Annotated in this window: 6 protein-coding genes and 5 pseudogenes; 7 read left to right on the top strand and 4 right to left on the bottom strand. The window is 61.5% G+C overall.

The genetic code is table 11. The features are described from left to right. Positions 1–84: 84 nt before the first annotated feature. The 5 genes and pseudogenes from algK to HT737_RS05245 all read left to right on the top strand — a co-directional run bounded on the left by algK (position 85) and on the right by HT737_RS05245 (position 7,143). A pseudogene (gene algK / locus HT737_RS05225) lies at positions 85–1,459 on the top strand (alginate biosynthesis TPR repeat lipoprotein AlgK). Next, positions 1,456–2,937 carry an alginate export family protein gene (locus HT737_RS05230; protein ID WP_182401740.1) on the top strand — a complete coding sequence of 494 codons (1,482 nt, stop codon included), beginning with the start codon at positions 1,456–1,458 and terminating at the stop codon, positions 2,935–2,937. Before algK ends, HT737_RS05230 begins: the two are co-directional and overlap by 4 nt. Before the next feature lie 26 nt (positions 2,938–2,963). Beyond that, entirely contained in the window at positions 2,964–4,535 is a 1,572-nt protein-coding gene (gene algG, locus HT737_RS05235) for a mannuronan 5-epimerase AlgG (RefSeq protein ID WP_047293038.1), read from the top strand. Between the two features lie 10 nt (positions 4,536–4,545). Next, positions 4,546–6,008, top strand: a pseudogene (locus tag HT737_RS05240) (alginate O-acetyltransferase). A gap of 8 nt (positions 6,009–6,016) precedes the next feature. Then, positions 6,017–7,143: pseudogene (locus HT737_RS05245) on the top strand (mannuronate-specific alginate lyase). A 116-nt stretch (positions 7,144–7,259) separates the two neighbouring features. On the opposite strand, the pseudogene HT737_RS05250 reads toward HT737_RS05245, so the two are convergent. The 4 genes and pseudogenes from HT737_RS05250 to HT737_RS05265 form a co-directional block, all read right to left on the bottom strand. Beyond that, positions 7,260–8,329: pseudogene (locus HT737_RS05250) on the bottom strand (lipocalin-like domain-containing protein). After that, a complete protein-coding gene (locus HT737_RS05255) occupies positions 8,319–10,790 on the bottom strand; it encodes an ABC transporter permease (protein ID WP_182401742.1) in 2,472 nt (823 codons plus the stop codon). The pseudogene HT737_RS05250 and the gene HT737_RS05255 overlap by 11 nt, the downstream one beginning before the upstream one ends. Next, positions 10,787–11,440 carry an ABC transporter ATP-binding protein gene (locus tag HT737_RS05260; protein WP_182401745.1) on the bottom strand — a complete coding sequence of 218 codons (654 nt, stop codon included), beginning with the start codon at positions 11,438–11,440 and terminating at the stop codon, positions 10,787–10,789. The genes HT737_RS05255 and HT737_RS05260 overlap by 4 nt, the downstream gene beginning before the upstream one ends. 197 nt (positions 11,441–11,637) lie before the next feature. Then, positions 11,638–13,335, bottom strand: a complete 1,698-nt coding sequence (locus tag HT737_RS05265; protein ID WP_182401747.1) for a sulfatase-like hydrolase/transferase — start codon at positions 13,333–13,335, stop codon at positions 11,638–11,640. Positions 13,336–13,724: 389 nt separating this feature from the next. On the opposite strand from HT737_RS05265, the gene HT737_RS05270 reads away from it, so the two are divergent. Beyond that, positions 13,725–15,077, top strand: a complete 1,353-nt coding sequence (locus HT737_RS05270) for a UDP-glucose/GDP-mannose dehydrogenase family protein (protein WP_182401749.1) — start codon at positions 13,725–13,727, stop codon at positions 15,075–15,077. Beyond that, positions 15,074–16,112: pseudogene (locus HT737_RS05275) on the top strand (NAD-dependent epimerase). Before HT737_RS05270 ends, HT737_RS05275 begins: the two are co-directional and overlap by 4 nt. Positions 16,113–16,155 lie beyond the last annotated feature (43 nt).

Consider the following 16,155-nt stretch of genomic DNA (forward strand, 5'->3'; position numbering starts at 1 on the left):
CTTGCCCAGCGATTGGATCAACGCGGTCTGTCTGACACACCGAGCCGCCTGAATCGCTGGCAAGCCAGCTCCCACAAAGGTCATATGGTGTGCTCGCTGGCACTGGCCGTCAGCCTCGCCGGTTGCGCCGGCCTGCCCGACCAGCGCCTGGCCAACGAAGCGCTCAAGCGTGGCGACACTGCCACTGCCGCGCAGAACTACCGCGCACTGGCCGATCTGGGTTACAGCGAGGCGCAAGTCGGTCTCGCCGATATCCAGGTCGACAGCCGCGACCCCGAGCAGATCAAACAGGCCGAAGCGACCTACCGCGCCGCCGCCGACGTGTCGCCACGGGCCCAGGCCCGTCTCGGTCCGCCTGCTGGTGGCCAAGCCCGGTTCCACCGAAGCCGAGCACCACGAAGCTGAAAGCCTGCTGAAAAAAGCCGCCGCCAACGGCGAAGGCAACACGTTGATCCCGCTGGCGATGCTGTACCTGCAATTCCCGCACAGCTTCCCGAATATCAACGCGCAGCAGCAGATCGATCAGTGGCGCAAATCCGGTTACCCGGAAGCGGGTCTGGCGCAGGTGCTGCTGTATCGCACCCAAGGCACTTACGACCAGCATCTGGATGACGTGGAAAAGATCTGCAAGGCCGCGCTCAACACCACCGACATCTGCTACGTCGAACTGGCCACGGTGTATCAGAAACGTGCCCAGCCTGAGCAACAGGCCGAGCTGCTCAAGCAGATGCAGGCCGGTTACAGCCGCGGCACGGTCAGCGCGCAGCGCGTCGATTCGGTGGCCCGCGTGCTGGCCGATTCGACCCTCGGCAAAACCGACGAGAAGACCGCGCAGTCGCTGCTCGAACCGATCGCCCCGGGCTACCCGGCATCGTGGGTGACCCTCGCGCAGCTGCTTTACGACTTCCCGGAACTGGGCGACGTCGATCAGATGATGAAGTACCTGGACAACGGCCGCGCCGCCGACCAGCCGCGCGCCGAACTGTTGCTGGGCAAGCTCTACTACGAAGGCAAACTGGTGCCGGCCGACGCAAAAGTCGCCGAAGAACATTTCCAGAAAGCCGTCGGCCGCGAAGTCGCCGCTGACTACTACCTCGGCCAGATCTATCGCCGTGGTTACCTGGGCAAGGTCTATCCGCAGAAGGCTCTCGACCACCTGCTGACCGCTGCGCGCAACGGCCAGAACAGCGCCGATTTCGCCATCGCCCAACTGTTTTCCCAAGGCAAGGGCACCAAGCCCGATCCGCTCAACGCCTATGTATTCAGCCAATTGGCCAAGGCGCAGAACACCCCGCAAGCCGATGAACTGGCGACCACCCTCGCAGCGCAATTGCCGCCCGAGCGTCTGGCCGAAGCCCAGCGCCTGCTGCAACAGGAACAGGCCAGCCGTGGCGCCCTGAACCAGAACACGCTGCAACTGCACGCCCTGCAAGAAGAAGACGGCGAGGAATCCCTATGAAGTTGAATCCCTTTGTGAAGGCTGGCATTGGCCTCACGTTCGCGCTGATCTGGTCTTGCCCGACACTGGCCGCGATCACTGAAACCAAGAACTTCGGTCTGGAAGTGAAAATCACCGGCCAGTCCGAAGACGACCGCGACCTCGGCACCGCCAGCGGCGGCGACGTCAACGGTGTGGGCCTGGACCTGCGTCCGTGGGTCTACGGCGAAAGCGGTGCGTGGAGTGCCTACGCCATGGGCCAGGCCGTGACCTCGACCGACATTATCGAAACCGACACCCTGCAGCAGTCCGACGGTGAACAAACCACCGACAACAGCGACCGCAAAACCAAGAAAAACTACCTGGCGATGCGCGAATTCTGGGTCGGCTACAGCGGCCTGACGCCGTACCCCGGCGAGATGCTCAAGTTCGGTCGCCAGCGTCTGCGCAATGACGACGGCCAATGGCGTGACACCAACATCGAAGCGCTGAACTGGACCTTCGACACCACCCTGCTGCGCGCCAACGTCGGTGTCGCCGAACGCTTCAGCGAATACCGCACCGACCTCAAAGAGCTGGCGCCGAAAGACAAGGATCGCCTGCACGCCTACGCCGATGCCGCCTACCAGTGGACGCCGGGTAACTGGGTCGGCATTCGCGGTCACCACACCCACGATAACGGCAAGCTCGACTACGCCGAACCGGGCGTGCCCCGCGACACCCTCGACAAAACCCAGAACGGCGACATCAGCTGGCTCGGTCTGACCGCCGACAGTGACGCCTACAACTGGCGCAACACCAACACCGTCAACTACTGGGGCAGCATCACCGGCATGAGCGGCGACCTTGATTCGGTCAACCCGCTGACCGCCGATGGCAGCCGTCCGGCCCAAGCCAAGCGCAGTGATGACATCAACGGCTGGGCCACCGACCTGGGCGTGCGCCTGCGCCTCGATCCGCAGTGGCAGGTCGGTGCAGCCTACGCCCGCGCCAGCGCCGATTACCAGCAGAACGGTCTGGAAAGCAACCGCTCCAACTACACCGGTACCCGCTCGCGCGTGCACCGTTTCGGCGAAGCATTCCGTGGCGAAATGAACAACATGCAGACCGCCACCCTGTTCGGTTCGTGGATGCTCAACGACCAGTACGACGCCAGCCTGATCTACCACAAGTTCTGGCGCGTGGACGGCAACAAGCCGGTGGGCAGCAACGGCATCAACGCCGTGGAAAACAACACCGACGACGTCACCGGCGCAATCCTCTCCAGCACCTCGCTGCCACTGCAGGATGGCAACAAGGACCTGGGTCAGGAAATGGACCTGGTGGTGACCAAGTACTTCAAGCAAGGCTTGCTGCCGGCGGCGTTGAGCCAGTCGATCGACGAGCCGTCGGCGCTGGTGCGTTTCCGTGGCGGTGTGTTCAAGCCGGGTGATGCCTATGGCAGCCAGGTCGATTCGTACATGCACCGCGCGTTCATCGACGTGATCTGGCGCTTCTGATGCAAACCGCCAAGGGAGTGCCCGACATGCACCATGCAAGGAAAGGCTCGCTCAGCCTGTTGGCCGGCGCCATGCTGCTGGCCTCCGCTGGCGCGTTCGCCACGGTGGAACCGGCCAAGCCGGTGACCACCGCCAAAGAGCTGCAACAAGCCAAGACCTACACCGTCAGCAGCGCGCCGACCGAGGCGCTGGAGCTGGCCAAGCCGAAACTGCCCGACCTGTCCGGCTTCACCGCCGAGGCTGCCGCTGCGAAGATCAATCGCAGCAAAGCAGGCAAGATCAGCGTGCGCCGGATGATGCAGGAAGACGCCCTGAAGGACTTCATCGGCGGCGACAACAAGATGGCCGAATGGGTGGTGCGTCAGCACGGTATCCCGCAGGCGATCTTCGTCGACGACGGTTACCTGAACCTCAAGGATCTGGCGCAGAAGCTGCCCAAGCAGTACTTCAGCGAGACCTCGCCGGGCGTGTACCTGGCGAAGCTGCCGATTGTGGTCGGCCGCAAAGGCATCCTCGAAATCGATGGTCAGACCCAGGAGTTGCGCCTGTCGCAAGAGGCCGGTTCGTTCCTGGTCAACGACGGTCAGTTGTTTGTGCGTGACACCAAAGTCACTGGCTGGCGCGAGAAGGACAACGGCCCGGCCACCTTCCGTTCGCCGAAGGAATTCCGTCCGTTCCTGCTGGCCTGGGGCGGCACCGAGACCTACATCGTCAACAGCAAGATGGCCAGCTTCGGCTACGCCAACAGTAAGTCGTACGGGGTGAGTATTTCCCAGTACACGCCGAACATGGCCAAGGTCCTCAAGCGTCCCGAGCCGACCGGCTGGATCGTCGGCTCCGAGTTCTCCGACATGTGGTACGGCTTCTACTGCTACGAGACCCGCGACTTCGTGGTCAAGGGCAACACCTACAAGGACAACATCGTCTACGGCATCGACCCGCACGACCGTTCCCACGGTCTGATCATTGCCGAGAACACCGTCCACGGCACGAAGAAGAAGCACGGCATCATCATTTCCCGTGAGGTGAACGACAGCTTCATCTTCAACAACAAGAGCTACGACAACCACCTCTCGGGCCTGGTGATCGACCGTAACAGCGTCAACAACATCATTGCCTACAACGAGATCTACAAGAACCACACGGACGGCATCACGCTCTACGAGTCCGCCGACAACCTGCTGTGGGGCAACAAGGTCATCAGCAACAAGCGCCACGGCATCCGCATTCGTAACAGCGTGAACATCCGCCTCTACGAAAACGTCGCCATGGCCAACGGGCTGACCGGCGTCTACGGCCACATCAAGGACCTGACCGACACCGACCGCGACATCAAGCTCGACCCGTTCGACGCGCAGGTCTCGCTGATCGTGGTCGGCGGTGAACTGGCGGCCAACGGCAGCGGGCCGATGGCCATCGACTCGCCGTTGAGCGTCGAGCTGTATCGCGTATCGATGCTGGCGCCGACCAAGTCCAGCGGCATCAGCTTCAACGGCATCCTCGGCGAGCGCCAGGATGAAATTCTCGACCTGCTGGTGCGCCAGCAGAAAGCCGTACTGATCGACCCTGTCGAACGCCAGACCGAACTGCGGGACTGAGGATAATTTTATGCACCCACACTTGATCAAATTACTCAGCCTGTCGGCCCTGACCGTGGGCATTCTGGCGGCCAGCAATGCTGCCCGCGCCGATGAAGCGGCGGGCGCCACCGCGCCAAAATTCAGCGCCGAACCGTGCTGCAACCTGTGCCCGGCCGCGCACGACGCGAAGAACTACACCACGCGTTATCAGCAGAACTTCACCACCCTGGTGCAGGCGCAGGGTGACTGGCTGTTCCGTACCCAGGAAGATTTGCGCACCGAGTTCAACACTACCCCGGCCGGCTACAAACGCCTGCAACAACTGCACGATGCGTTCAAGGCCAAAGGCGTCGAACTGGTGATCGTTTACCAGCCGACCCGTGGTCTGGTGAACCGCAACAAGCTCAACCCGCAGGAAAAAGCCGCGTTCGATTACGAGAAAGCGCTGGGCAACTACAAGACCATGCTCGGCCGTTTCGCCAAGATGGGTTACGTGGTACCGGACCTGTCGCCGCTGACCAACGAATCGCTGCCGGACACCCTGCCCGCCCACGATTTCTACTTCCGCGGCGACCAGCACTGGACCCCATACGGTGCTCAGCGCACAGCGAAAATCGTCGCCGAGAAGGTCAAGCAGATCCCGGCCTTCGCCGACATTCCCAAGCGTGAATTCGAGACCAAGCGCACCGGGCGCATGGGCAAGACCGGCACCCTGCACAATATGGCCGGGCAACTGTGCGGCACCAGTTACGCGATCCAGTACATGGACCAGTTCACCACCGAGCCGAAAGGCGAGGCCGGTGACGGCGACCTGTTCGGTGATTCCGGCAACCCGCAAATCACCCTCGTCGGTACCTCGCACAGCGGCAAGAACTACAACTTTGCCGGCTTCCTCGAAGAAGCGATTGGCGCCGACATCCTCAATGTCGCCTTCCCCGGCGGTGGTCTCGAAGGTTCGATGCTGCAGTACCTCGGTAGCGATGAATTCCAAAAGACCCCGCCGAAGATTCTGATCTGGGAATTCTCGCCGCTGTACCGCCTCGACCAGGAAACCATCTATCGCCAGATGATGGCGCTGCTGGATAACGGTTGCGAAGGCAAGGAAACCCAAATGTCCGCCAGCACCACGCTTAAGCCTGGCGGCAAACAGGAACTGCTGGTCAACAGCAAGAACCTGAACCTGCAGAACAGCAGCCATCAGGTCGACATCCGCTTCGCCGACACCTCGGTGAAAACCCTGCAAGCCACCCTCTGGTACATGAACGGTCGCCACGAGGACATCAAGATCGAGAAACCGGAAACCTCCGACACCGACGGTCGTTTCGCCTTTGAGCTGCGCACGGACGAAGACTGGGCCTCGCAAAATCTGCTGGCCGTCGAAGTCCAGGGCCCGGAAGCGGGTACCGCGCCGCAAAAAAGTCGAAGCGAAAAATCTGCAAACGCAACGTATTCCCGGGCGCTGGGCCACAAACCGCGCAAGTCGGGCAATGAGGTCTGCTATGCGAAATCGAACGATCAAACACCTGCTTGCGCCATCCCTGCTGACCCTGGCGATGTTCGCCGGGGCCACTCAGGCCGCCGCGCCATTGCGCCCCGCCGCAGGGCTATTTCGCCCCGGTGGATAAATTCAAGAGCGGCGACAACAGCGAAGGCTGCGACGCGATGCCGGCGCCGTACACCGGACCGCTGCAATTTCGCAGCAAATACGAAGGCTCGGACAAGGCCCGCGCGACCCTGAACGTGCAGTCGGAAAAAGCCTTCCGCGACACCACCAAGGACATCACCACCCTGGAGCGCGGCACCGCCAAACGAGTGATGCAGTTCATGCGCGACGGCCGTCCGGAGCAGCTCGACTGCACGCTCAACTGGCTGACCGCGTGGGCCAAGGCCGATGCATTGATGTCGAAAGACTTCAACCACACCGGCAAGTCGATGCGCAAATGGGCGCTGGGCAGCATGGCCTCTTCGTACATTCGCCTGAAGTTCTCCGACTCGCATCCGCTGGCCACGCATCAGCAAGAAGCGCAGCAGATCGAGGCGTGGTTCAGCAAGATGGCCGATCAGGTGGTCAGCGACTGGGACAACCTGCCGCTGGAAAAAAACCAACAACCACTCGTACTGGGCCGCCTGGTCGGTGATGGCCACCGCCGTCGTCACCAACCGTCGCGACCTGTTCGACTGGGCGGTGAAGGAATACAAGGTCGGGGTCAATCAAGTCGACGCCGACGGCTTCCTGCCCAACGAACTCAAGCGCCAGCAACGCGCCCTCGCCTATCACAACTACGCCCTGCCGCCATTGGCGATGATCGCCAGCTTCGCCCAGGTCAACGGGGTGGATCTGCGTCAGGAAAACAACAGCGCGCTCAAGCGTCTGGGTGATCGGGTGCTGGCCGGGGTGAAAGACCCGGATCAGTTCGAGGAAAAGAACGGCAAGAAACAGGACATGACCGACCTGAAAGAGGACATGAAATTCGCCTGGCTCGAACCGTTCTGCACCCTCTACACCTGCCCGGCGGATGTGATCGAGAAGAAGCACGGCATGCAACCGTTCAAGACCTTCCGCCTCGGCGGCGACCTGACCAAGGTCTACGACCCGTCGCATGAGAAGGGCAACAAAGGTTCATAAGGCCAAAACCCTGTAGGAGCTGCGGCACGCTGCGATCTTTTGACTTTGATTTTTCAAAAGACCAGGATCAAAAGATCGCAGCCTTCGGCAGCTCCTACATGAATGGCAATCAGCAGTCAGTATCCGGTCATTTCAAGATAGCCGCGCCCGCCATGGCTGCCGCTGATCTGCACCGGGCCCTCCCAATAAGGAATGCGCAGGTTCATCCAGGCCTTGGGGTTGAGCGCGTCGAGACTGATGTCGAGGAGTTTGTCGGGAATGCTGATCGACCAGCGCACCGGCATCGTGTGCCCGGCAACTTTTGCGGTGTTTTGCGGCGTGAGTTTGATCTGCTCAGCGTGCAAGGTTTCAGTCTGGCCGTCGGCGTTGATCCAGGTGCCGGTCAGATACGGTGCGCCATCGGTTTGTCGGGTGCGAAACAGCATCAGCGATTCACCGCTGTCCAGATGCAGGGAAAACCAGTCCCAGCCGGTCTGATTGGCCGCCAGCGGCTGGCTGCTCCACTCACGGTCCAGCCATGCCGGGCCACTGACGGTGTAGGTCTGGCCGTCGATTTGCAGGGTGCCGCTGGCCTGAAAGAACGGCTGACTGTAGTAGTACGAGGCCTGGCCCTGTGCGGATTTGCGGCTGAAGCCGTTGTCGCCCTGCAACACCAACGGTCGGCTGGAGGTGAGGTGCAGTTGATAGCTGAAGGCTTTGTCGCGGGCACTGAGTTGCACATCCGTCAGCGGATCCTGCGCCTGGCTGGCGAAGCGCCAATCATCGATCCACACCTCGAACGGCGCCACGTTCACCCCGGCTTGCCCCACTCCGCCCCGAGCATAGCGCTCGGCGGCATGGTGCGCGGTGGCCGACGTCACCGCGGCATGCCCGAGCCAGATCGTCTGGCTGGCCCAGCCCGATTGCTCTGGCGCAGGTTTCAAGGCGCTGCGAAACAGCGTCCATTGCACACCGAAATCGTGGCCCTGCTGATCCTTGAGATTGGCGGTGACGTACCACCACTCGATACGAAATCCATCGTGGGCGCCGTGATCCGCCGGGAAGCTGAATACCCGCCCCGGCACCACAGCGGTGAACTGCGTAGCCTGATCGCCAAGTCCGGCGAAGCCTTCTGCTCAGGCACAGGCTGGTCGCAACCGGCCAACAGCAGCAGCGCGAACAGCAGCGCAACCCGGTTAATCCTCATGGGCAAACGTCCTCAGCAGATCCGCCGGTTGCGTGCGGTACAACGAATACAGCGGCCACGCCGAGGCCAACAGCGTTGCCAGCAACGCCAGCCCGAGCAGCTGCAGCAGTTGCAGCGGGAAAACCCGCAACGGCAAACGCCAGCCGAACGCCTGCACATTGATCACCGCGTCCAGACACCACGCCAACGCGATCCCCAGCGGCAACGCCAGCACCAGCGTCAGCAGCGCGAGCAACCAGGTCTGGCCGAGGTTGAGCAGCATCAACTGCCGGCGCGTCACGCCCAAGGCCCACAACGGCGCCAGTTGCCCGAGACGGCTCTGGCTTTGGGTCAGCAGGCTGATGAACAGCGCCACACCGGCCACCGCCAAAGTGAGGCTGTTGAGCGCGGCGGTGGCGGCGAAAGTGCGTTCGAACACTTGCACCGACCAGCCCTTGAGCCGCGCCTGATCCACGATGCGGCTGTCATCGAGCTGAAAGCGCGTTTGCAGCGCAGTCAAAAACCACGGGATGTCCGGCGGCGCGATACGCAGGTTGAAACGGTTCGGCGTCAGCGTCGGCCACAGGCGCAGCAGGTGGTTGCTGTTGACCAACAGATGGCCCTTGGGATTGCCGTAATCGGCGTAGATGCCGACGATGCGCGGTGACCACGGCCCGCCCGGCGTCGGCACGCTCAGATGATCCCCCGCGCGAACCTTCAGCCGTCGCGCCAGTTGTTCGCTGAGCATCACCGCATCGTCCGTCGCCAGGTGCGCCCACGGATCACCGGCGATCGCCTCGAGCAACGGCCAGTGCTGCCGGTAATAAGGATGATCGATCACCCCGAAGACATCAGCCGGCCAGCCTTGCAGGGTCACCGCGACTTGCCAGTTGGGCAGCACCGCGCTGACGTTCGGCTGTTGTTTGAGCCAGACGTACATCTCGCGCGATTGCGCCGGATTCACCGGGTTGAGGTACAGCTCGGCACTCAGGCGTTGTTCGAGCCAGTCGTTGAAGGTCTGGCGAAAACCGGCGGTCATGCTGCCCGCGCCGATGTTTGCCGCCAGCGCCAGCAACAGCGCCATCAGCGCCAGACTCAGTGCCGGTAACTGTTGGCGGCAATCAGCAAGAAACCACTGACCCAGCACCGAACGACTGCGCCCAAGCAATCGATTGAGCACCGCGCTGAGCACCACCGGCAACGCCAGTGCGGCACCGAGCAGCAACCCGGCCATCAACACAAAACCACTGCTCAGGCTGTCGCCGAACAGCAGCGCCAGCAGCGCGATCACGCCCAATAGCACCGCCAGCCAACCCTGACGGCGCAACCAGCGCGCATGTTGCTGATGCCAGGCCTGTGGGTCCGCCACCGCCAATAGCGGCAAACGTGCCGCCCGCAACAGACTGTTGGCGCCGGCCAGCAACGCGCCGAACAGACTCAGACCAATACCGCTGAACCACCACCACGGACTCAGGCGTAACTGCCCCGCCACTTCCGCGCCGTATAAACCACGCAGGCTGGCGGCGACATCCGACAGCAATACGCTCGCCAGCCAGTAACCGCTGACGACGCCGAACACCCCGCCAATCAACGCCAGCACACCGAGTTCGACGATCAGGCTGCCGATCAGCATCCGCGCACTGACCCCGCAGGCACGCAAGGTGCGCAGCAGGCCACGACGCTGCTCCAGCGCCAGACCGATGGCCGCGTGCACGATGAACAGCCCGACCACGAACGAGAGAAATCCCAAGGCATCAAGATTCAGGTGGAAGCTCTCGGTCAGGCGCGCCAGATTGTTTTCCTCGGCGCTGCTTTTGAGCTGCAACCGGCCATTGAACGCGGCCGGCAACTCGGCGTGAAAATCCTTGGGCAGCAACAAGCGTGACACTTGCCCGGGTTGCTCCAGCAGACTCTGCGCGACGCCAATGTCCACCAGCAACACGCCCGGCGCCATGTCCTTTTGTACCTGCAGCGGCGGCAGGTTTTGGCCGTTGACGGCCTGGGGTGTTGCGCCTTCGCTGAGGTTCAGGGCCTGCAAGGTCTCAGGCGAAATCCACGTAACGCCCGGCGACGAGAAGAACGCGACGATGCGCTCGATCGGCATCACCTGTCCGGCCACGGCGGAATCCACAGGCAGCGACACCGGTTCGATGCCCATCAGTTGCAGGCGCTGATCCGGGTGATCCTTGAGTACCAGCCGCCCCTGCAGCAGCGGCGAGACCGGCCAGCCCTGGCGGCGCAGGTCAACGAACCATTGCTGGGTAAACGTCGCGCCATTGGGCGTAGCAAGGCTGGCCTGCGGTTCGCCGCCAATCATCTGGCTCGCCCGGGCGTAACTGTCGCGGGCCTGACTGTTCAGCGCCTCGACGCCGGTCAACAGACTGGTGGCCAGCCACAACCCCGTCAGCACACTGAAGAACTGCACCGGATGCCGCCGCCAATGGCTGAGCAGCGCACGCAGGGTTTGCCAGAACACGTTCACGTCAGACGGCCCTTGGACAACACCACCCGCTGCGCCAGTCGCGCCGCCACGCGTGGGCTGTGCGTGACCATCAGCAGCGTGGTCGGCGTGTCGTCGAGCAACTCCAGCAACAGGCGCAGCACTTCATCGCTGGTGGCTTCGTCGAGGCTGCCGGTGGGTTCGTCGGCCAGCAGCAGTTTCGGTCGCGACGCCAACGCCCGGGCCAATGCAACCCGCTGCTGCTGGCCGCCCGACAGTTGTTCGGGATAACGCGTGAGCAAATCACCCAAACCCAGGCGCTGCACCAGATGCGCTTGCCAGCGCGGGTCATGGCGCTCGGCCAAGCGCGCCTGAAACGCCAGATTGTCCTCGACCCGCAGGCTGCCGATCAGGTTGAACTGCTGGAACACCAGACCGATTTCGGTACGGCGCCAGTCGGCCAGTTGCGCTTCGTTCATCTGCTCCAGCCGATGCTCGCCGCTGTGGATGCTGCCGCGATCAACCTTGTCGAGGCCGGCGATCAGGTGCAGCAAAGTGCTTTTGCCACTGCCGGATTCGCCCATCAGCGCCAGGCTGCCGCCGGGTTCGAGCGTCAGGTCGACGCCTTGCAGCACGGGCAATGAGCCTTGGGGAGTGAGGTAACTTTTGAAGACGCCTTGAACCTGAAGCATGCCGCCATCCGTTGGATCAGTGTGGGGCAAGGATAGCGGATTGCGGGCTGATCAAATCACTGGTGTTCGCACTGGCCCCATCGCTGGCAAGCCAGCCCCCACAGGGATTGGGGTTGTCCACAAACACCAGGTTCACCCCTGAAAACACTGTGGGAGCTGGCTTGCCAGCGATGAGGCCAGTGAACCCGACACAACGCTCAATTCCCGGTCGCCACACTGGTCGCCGCCTCCCCCGGCGTGACAATGGTGTTCAGATCAATGTGCTTCCACTCAGGCCTGGCCCCCAGCCGCGCATTGAAGCGGTAGTTGAAGGTGAAATCGTCCGCCGTCGGCAGCGTCAGCGGTTTGCCATATACCGTCTCGATGCCCGCCAGGTCGTAACCCATCAGTTGCAGCAGCGTCGGGAAAATGTTGTAGTGACTCGAACGGTCCTTGTTCACCGGTAATGACTGCGCCCAATCCGGGCCGTGCAGTTGATCGCCCTGAATCACCACCAGCGGCACCAGCCCCTCCTCCTCCACCGGATCACCACCGCAGTGGGTATTGAGCCCGGGATTGCCGCGCTCATGCAGATCCTGGCCGTGATCGGAGGTGTAGATCAGCAGCGCATTGTCCAGCCTGGCCTGGGCAAATACCCGGGCGAAAAACTCGCCCACGTTCCATAACAGCGTGTTCTTGTAGGCGTTGCGGTACAACAGCCAATCGTCCGGCTGGCCGTTGAAACCGTCGCGTTTGCCGGTGTCGGCGACTTCGGTGAACTGCCCGCGCGGCAAGGTCGGACGGTAGGCCATGAAGGCGTCGGGGTACTTGTCGTGCACCGGGAAATGCGCGCCGACTTTATTGATCACCACCAGCTCCGGCTGATCGTCGTTGAGCAGCTCAATCAGCTTCGCGGCGGCAGCCATGTCACGGTCTCGGACGCTGGTCTGGTCAAACTGCACGAACTCGTCGATGTCCTTTTTCTCGGTGTCGGTCATCAGGTTCTGCAGATTGCCGGCGGTGCGCTGGGCGTCGATGTAGACCGTGCGCAACCCGGCCTTTTTCGCGTACTGCCAGATCGACGGCAGCGTGCTGTTGATCCGTATGTAGTCGGCACGCGTACCGCCGTAACGCAACGTAACGTTGGTATCGGCGCTGCAGTTGGCAATGGACGCGGCGTAGCCGTAGTTGAAAATCTCGACCCCCGGATGCGCCTGCTTGAGGTTGCTGTGCACCCCGAACGGCGCGTTGATGTCCAGGTAATTGCCGGAGATGCTTTCGTCGATAATCAGCACGATGTCGTGATTGACCGTCGCAGCGCTGCGCGCCAGCGTCACGGGCTCACGCGGACCGACCGTGTTGTGCAGCGCTTCATAGGTGAACAGGTTCAGATAGGCCAGCGGCGTGTACATGATCGGCAAGCCCCGCGCGCCCTCGCCCGCCCGCAGGAACAACACCGCGCTCAACAGCAGCACACCACACACCGGCGCCGCCACTCGCAATGCATTGGGCACTGCCAGCGCATGCCGCGGTTTGAGCCCGATGCCGAACAGCAACAGCAGGCCGCTGAGCACGCCATGAATGATCGCGTCGCGATACTGGTAAGCGGCTTCCTGAATGAAGCCGCCAGAGTAAACCAGCGAGACAAAGCTGCTGTAGCTCAGGTAATCCGCGGTGACCCGGGTATAAACATCGAAAAACACTGCCGAGACAAACAGTGTTATTGCGAACAAGTGGCGAATGAGAGCTTGACGAATATACGCCGTTAGATATAACGCCAAAGTAAGCGCCAAAAACATCGCGCCAAAAAGAAGTACAGCAAAACCTGCGCCGATAGCATTTAACCGATCAATGTAGTATTCGGAGTAAAGCAGCAAGTAAACAAATAAAAGTAATTCTTTGGCATATCTGAACATGGCGATACCGCTCGCGCAAAACGGCAGGGAGTCAAAGGTTTGTCGGTCAGAACCTGACACTAGCACCCGGCCATCAAAGCGCAAGAATTGACTGTTTTTTTCACAAAGCGTCAAAAAACCGGTGACTCAAATCTGACACACACGAAACGCTAGAAGCCTTTAAATTAAAGACTTACAACCGTTTATCGCTTATTTTGAATCTGAACAAATCTGCAAAAAATCAACAAATCCAATCGCAGCAATGACTTGATGGCCAATCGCCAAAAAGCGCTCAAGTGTTATACAGGTGCAACATGTCATTTTGCTGACACGCTTTCCAAACCCTGCGCTATACCCCTTTTACAGTCTTCTTCCGAACTTCTTCTTTTCGCTCTATCGAGGGTGCGCAGATGGACGTGAGCGTATTTGGCACCGGCTATGTCGGATTAATTCAAGCCGCCGCACTTGCCGATGTGGGACATCGGGTTTTATGTGTCGATATTGACCCGAACAAGATTAAACAACTGCAACAAGCCGTGCCGCCTATTAGCGAACCGGGCTTATCCGCTGCACTGGAAGAAAACATCAAGGCTGGCCGTCTGCTGTTCAGCACCCAGGCCAGCGACGCGGTGGAGCATGCCGAGTTGATCTTCATCGCCGTGGGCACCCCGGCCGATGAGGACGGTTCCGCCGACCTGACCCATGTGCTCAACGTCGCCCGGCAGATCGCCTCGCACATGGAGGCCGATCGCACCCTGATCATCAAGTCCACGGTGCCGGTCGGCACGGCGGATCAGGTCGCCGCCAAGGCCTGCGAAGAATTGCAGCGCCGCGGCCGCAGCAGCCTCAAGGTGCGGGTGGTGTCCAACCCCGAATTCCTCAAGGAAGGCAGCGCCCTCGCCGATTGCATGCGCCCGGACCGGATCATCATCGGCACCCGCGATGACGCGGCCCGCGAACAGATGAGCGAGCTGTACGCGCCGTTCTGCCGCAACCACGAAAAACTGATGTTCATGGACAACCGTAGCGCCGAGCTGACCAAGTACGCGGCCAACGCGATGCTCGCCACGCGTATCAGCTTCATGAATGAGCTGGCCAATCTCACTGAATTGCTGGGCGCCGACATCGAAGCGGTGCGCAAAGGCATCGGTTCCGATCCGCGCATTGGTTACCACTTCATCTACCCCGGTTGCGGCTTCGGCGGTTCGTGCTTTCCCAAGGATCTGCGCGCCCTGCTGCACACCGCCGAACACAACGGCATGCCGCTGAAACTGCTGCGCAGCGTCACTGACGTCAACGACAGCCAGCGGCACATTCTTTTCAGCAAACTCAAGGCGCAGTTTCCGCAAGGCCTGGCCGGCAAGTCGATCGCGATCTGGGGCCTGGCGTTCAAACCCAATACCGATGACATGCGCGAAGCCCCCAGCCGCTACCTGATGGACGCGCTGTGGGCCGAAGGCGCGAGCGTGCAGGCCTACGATCCGGAGGCCATGTCCGAATGCCGGCGCCTGTACGGCTATCGCGACGATCTGCACTTGTGCGCCACCCGCGACGACACCCTCGAAGATGCCGATGCGCTGGTGATCTGCACCGAATGGAAGAATTTCCGCGTGGTGGATTTCGAGCTGCTGGCGAGCAAGTTGCGCTCCAAAGTGATTGTCGACGGTCGCAACCTCTACAACCCGGAACACGTGGCCGCCGCCGGTTTGCATTACAGCGGCATCGGCCTGCGCCACATCGCACCCGAAGGACTGCGCCCATGAAAATCCTGGTAACCGGCGCAGCCGGCTTCATTGGTGCCCATTGCGTGTTGCGGCTGATGCGCGACGGACATGCGGTGGTCGGCCTGGATAATTTCAACGGCTACTACGACCCGCAGCTCAAACACGATCGGGTGCAATGGGTGCGCGATCAGGTCGGGCACTTCCCGCTGGCACGCATTGATCTGGCCGACGCCGCCGCGATCGAAGCGTTGTTTGTCCGCGAGCAACCGCAGGTGGTGATCCACCTCGCAGCGCAAGCCGGGGTGCGCTACTCGCTGGAAAATCCGAAAGCCTATCTGGACAGCAACCTCTGCGGCTTCCTGAACATTCTCGAAGGCTGCCGGCACCATCCGGTGGAGCACTTGATCTACGCCTCATCGAGTTCGGTCTACGGCGCCAACCAGCACACCCCGTATTCGGTGCACGACGGTGTCAATCACCCGCTGTCGCTGTACGCCGCGACCAAAAAAGCCAATGAGCTGATGGCCCACAGTTACAGCCACCTGTTCGGCATTCCCAGCACCGGCCTGCGCTTTTTCACGGTGTATGGCCCTTGGGGGCGGCCTGACATGTCGCCCATCCAGTTTGCCCGGGCGATCACCGAAGGCACACCGCTGAAACTGTTCAACTACGGCGAGCACCAGCGCGACTTCACCTACATAGACGACATCGTCGAAAGCATTGCGCGCCTCACCGACCATCCGCCACACAGCCACCCGGAGTGGGATCGCGAGCACCCCCGACGCCGGCAGCAGCATGGCCCCGTGGTGCCTGTTCAACATCGGCGGCCACCACCCGGTGGAGCTGAAAACCTACCTGGCGCTGATGGAAAAGCACCTCGGCCAGAAAGCCATTGTCGAGCTCTTGCCCCTGCAACCGGGCGATGTGCTCAACACCTGTGCCGAGACCGATGATCTGGCCCAGGCCACCGGGTTCCAGCCCCGGATCGAGCTGGATGAAGGACTGGGGCGTTTCATCGCCTGGTTTCGCGACTACTACCCCACTGCCTATCGCCCACGCGCCGCTCGCGGCTGAACATCAGCGGAGGACCCCATGACTGGACATGAACAAGGTGTAC

This window comes from Pseudomonas sp. MD195_PC81_125, from assembly GCF_014060985.1.
Classification (GTDB): Bacteria; Pseudomonadota; Gammaproteobacteria; order Pseudomonadales; family Pseudomonadaceae; genus Aquipseudomonas; species Aquipseudomonas parakoreensis.